Raw genomic sequence first — 3,420 nt, 5'->3', positions numbered from 1 at the left:
ACAGCAGAAAGCCCCGGAGCTTTTGGCTACGGGGCTTTGTAAGCTTGGGTGCGGGAGCAGGATTTGAACCTGCGACCTTCAGGTTATGAGCCTGACGAGCTACCGGGCTGCTCCATCCCGCGGCAAGGCGGTGAGTAAAGGAAGAAGGTTCGAGAAGTCATTCATGTGTGTCGGGTAGACCCGGCGGCGACCTACTCTCCCGCGCCTTAAGACGAAGTACCATCGGCTCTGGAGGTCTTAACGACCGAGTTCGGAATGGGATCGGGTGGGGAACCTCCGACAGAGCCACCAGGTCAACCCGACACACATGAATGAGAAGATATTGTCTATGACTTCGACAAGTAAGATCGAATGAGTTTTGCTGAGAAACGATCAAGCCGATCGGATTATTAGTACCAGTAAGCTTCACACGTCACCGCGCTTCCACACCTGGCCTATCAACGTGGTAGTCTTCCACGATCCTCAGCGAAGCCTTGTTTTGAGGTTAGTTTCCCGCTTAGATGCTTTCAGCGGTTATCTATTCCATACTTAGCTACCCTGCTGCACGGCTGGCGCCATGACAGGTCCACCAGAGGTATGTCCATCCCGGTCCTCTCGTACTAGGGACAGATCCTCTCAAGCTTCGAACACCCACGGCAGATAGGGACCAAACTGTCTCACGACGTTCTGAACCCAGCTCACGTACCACTTTAAATGGCGAACAGCCATACCCTTGGGACCTGCTCCAGCCCCAGGATGTGATGAGCCGACATCGAGGTGCCAAACTTTGCCGTCGATATGGACTCTTGGGCAAAATCAGCCTGTTATCCCTAGAGTACCTTTTATCCGTTGAGCGATGGCCCTTCCACGCGGGACCACCGGATCACTATGGCCGACTTTCGTCTCTGCTCGACTTGTCAGTCTCGCAGTCAGGCTAGCTTATGCCATTGCACTCGACGACCGATTTCCGACCGGTCTGAGCTAACCATCGCGCGCCTCCGTTACACTTTGGGAGGCGACCGCCCCAGTCAAACTACCCACCACGCCATGTCCCGGGACCGGATAACGGCCCTCGGTTAGACGTCAACGACAGTAAGGGTGGTATTTCAAGGATGGCTCCACCAGAGCTGGCGCCCCGGCTTCATAGCCTCCCACCTATCCTACACATACGGTCGCTAACGCCAAGGCGAAGCTATAGTAAAGGTTCATAGGGTCTTTCCGTCTGACCGCGGGAACCCCGCATCTTCACGGGGAATTCAATTTCACTGAGCCTGTGCTGGAGACAGTGGGGAAGTCGTTACGCCATTCGTGCAGGTCGGAACTTACCCGACAAGGAATTTCGCTACCTTAGGACCGTTATAGTTACGGCCGCCGTTTACCTGGGCTTCAGTTCGGAGCTTTCACTCCTCCCTTTAACCTTCAGGCACCGGGCAGGCGTCAGACCCTATACGTCGCATTGATGCTTCGCAGAGCCCTATGTTTTTGCTAAACAGTCGCTACCCCCTGGCTTGTGCCACTCAGTCCTGGTTGCCCAGGGTGAGTCACGCTTATTCCGAAGTTACGCGTGCAATTTGCCGAGTTCCTTCAGCACAGTTCTCTCAAGCGCCTTGGTATACTCTACCTGACCACCTGTGTCGGTTTCGGGTACGGTCTCTGCTGGAGTTATTTCCAGGGACAACGCCACCGCCGGGAACAATCCAATAAGCCCCGACGACTTATGCCATCCGTCACTTCCAGCTGGTGCAGGAATATTTACCTGCTTCCCATCGACTACGCTTTTCAGCCTCGCCTTAGGGGCCGACTAACCCTGCGCAGATTAGCTTTACGCAGGAACCCTTGGTCTTTCGGCGACAGTGTTTCTCACACTGTTTATCGTTACTCATGTCAGCATTCTCACTTCCGATACCTCCAGCCAACCTCACAGTTGACCTTCACAGGCTTACGGAACGCTCCGCTACCGCTTGCAGTAAACTGCAAACCCATATCTTCGGCGCATGGCTTTAGCCCCGTTACATTTTCCGCGCAGGATCGCTTGATCAGTGAGCTGTTACGCTTTCTTTAAAGGATGGCTGCTTCTAAGCCAACCTCCTGATTGTCAAAGCAATCCCACATCGTTTCCCACTTAGCCATGACTTGGGGGCCTTAGATGATGGTTAGGGTTGTTTCCCTTTTCACGACGGACGTTAGCACCCGCCGTGTGTCTGCCCGATAGTACTCCTGGGTATTCGGAGTTTGGTTAGTATTGGTACCGCTCGCGCAGCCCGCAACCATCCAGTGCTCTACCCCCCAGGGTATTCGTCGGACGCTCTACCTAAATAGATTTCGCGGAGAACCAGCTATGTCCAGGTTTGATTGGCCTTTCACCCCTATCCACAAGTCATCCCAGAATTTTTCAACATTCACGGGTTCGGACCTCCAGTAAGTGTTACCTTACCTTCATCCTGCTCATGGATAGATCACCTGGTTTCGGGTCGTCATACGTCGAACTTAGCGCCCTATTCAGACTCGCTTTCGCTGCGCCTACACCTAACGGCTTAAGCTTGCTCGACACATGAAGTCGCTGACCCATTATACAAAAGGTACGCCGTCACCGCGCTTGGCGGCTCCGACTGCTTGTAGGCTTCCGATTTCAGGATCTGTTTCACTCCCCTTGTCGGGGTGCTTTTCACCTTTCCCTCACGGTACTTGTTCACTATCGGTCGTAGAGGAGTACTTAGGCTTGGAGGGTGGTCCCCCCATGTTCAGACAGGATTTCACGTGTCCCGCCCTACTCGAGTCTCTTGCTGTTTGACGTCTACGGGGCTGTCACCCGCTATGGCCGGACTTTCCATTCCGTTCGACTTTATTTCACAAGAGCACTGGCCTGGTCCCGGTTCGCTCGCCACTACTACGGGAGTCTCGGTTGATGTCCTTTCCTCCGGGTACTGAGATGTTTCAGTTCCCCGGGTTCGCTCAATGAACCCTATGTATTCAGGTCATTGTACCTTTAAGCGATCATCCAATCGCTGCTCCGAAAAGCAGAGTTGGAAGACCGCAAAGGTGGGTTTCCCCATTCAGAGATAACCGGATCAAAGGGTGCTAGCGCCTCCCCGGTTCTTATCGCAGCTTGCCACGTCTTTCATCGCCTCTCTACGCCAAGGCATCCGTCAGAAGCCCTTCAACGCTTGATCGTTTCTCAGCAAAACTCATGCATAGGTTTATCCGAGGGATGGAAAGAGGTATCCGCCGGACCTACGCCTGATTTTACTTTGTCAGACAATATCTTCTCGAACCTGACCTGAAAGCTTATGAGGAGCCGGTCAAATTCTTCCTTTACAATGTCAATGCAGCCGATCATGCGACCGGATGCAAACTTGATATGATCGCGAAGTGCTCAAGCATCGAACTTGAAGCGCCTGGTGGAGCCTAACGGATTCGAACCGATGACATCCTGCTTGCAAA

Annotated in this window: 2 tRNA genes and 2 rRNA genes (1 of these 4 running past the window's edge); all 4 read right to left on the bottom strand. The window is 53.4% G+C overall.

Annotated elements, in window-relative coordinates:
* Positions 1–45 precede the first annotated feature (45 nt).
* Positions 46–122, bottom strand: a tRNA-Met gene (locus BJP32_RS16540).
* Positions 123–178: 56 nt separating this feature from the next.
* A 5S ribosomal RNA gene (rrf, locus tag BJP32_RS16535) occupies positions 179–293 on the bottom strand.
* Between the two features lie 75 nt (positions 294–368).
* Positions 369–3,149 (bottom strand): 23S ribosomal RNA (locus BJP32_RS16530).
* A 226-nt stretch (positions 3,150–3,375) separates the two neighbouring features.
* Positions 3,376–3,420: transfer RNA gene (locus tag BJP32_RS16525), tRNA-Ala, on the bottom strand; it runs 31 nt beyond the window's last position.

Origin of the sequence: Brevundimonas sp. ZS04 (assembly GCF_001956865.1) — a bacterium.
GTDB lineage: Bacteria > Pseudomonadota > Alphaproteobacteria > Caulobacterales > Caulobacteraceae > Brevundimonas > Brevundimonas diminuta.
The sequence above is the reverse complement of the archived record's forward strand: the minus strand, read 5'-3'. Positions and strand labels throughout refer to the sequence as shown.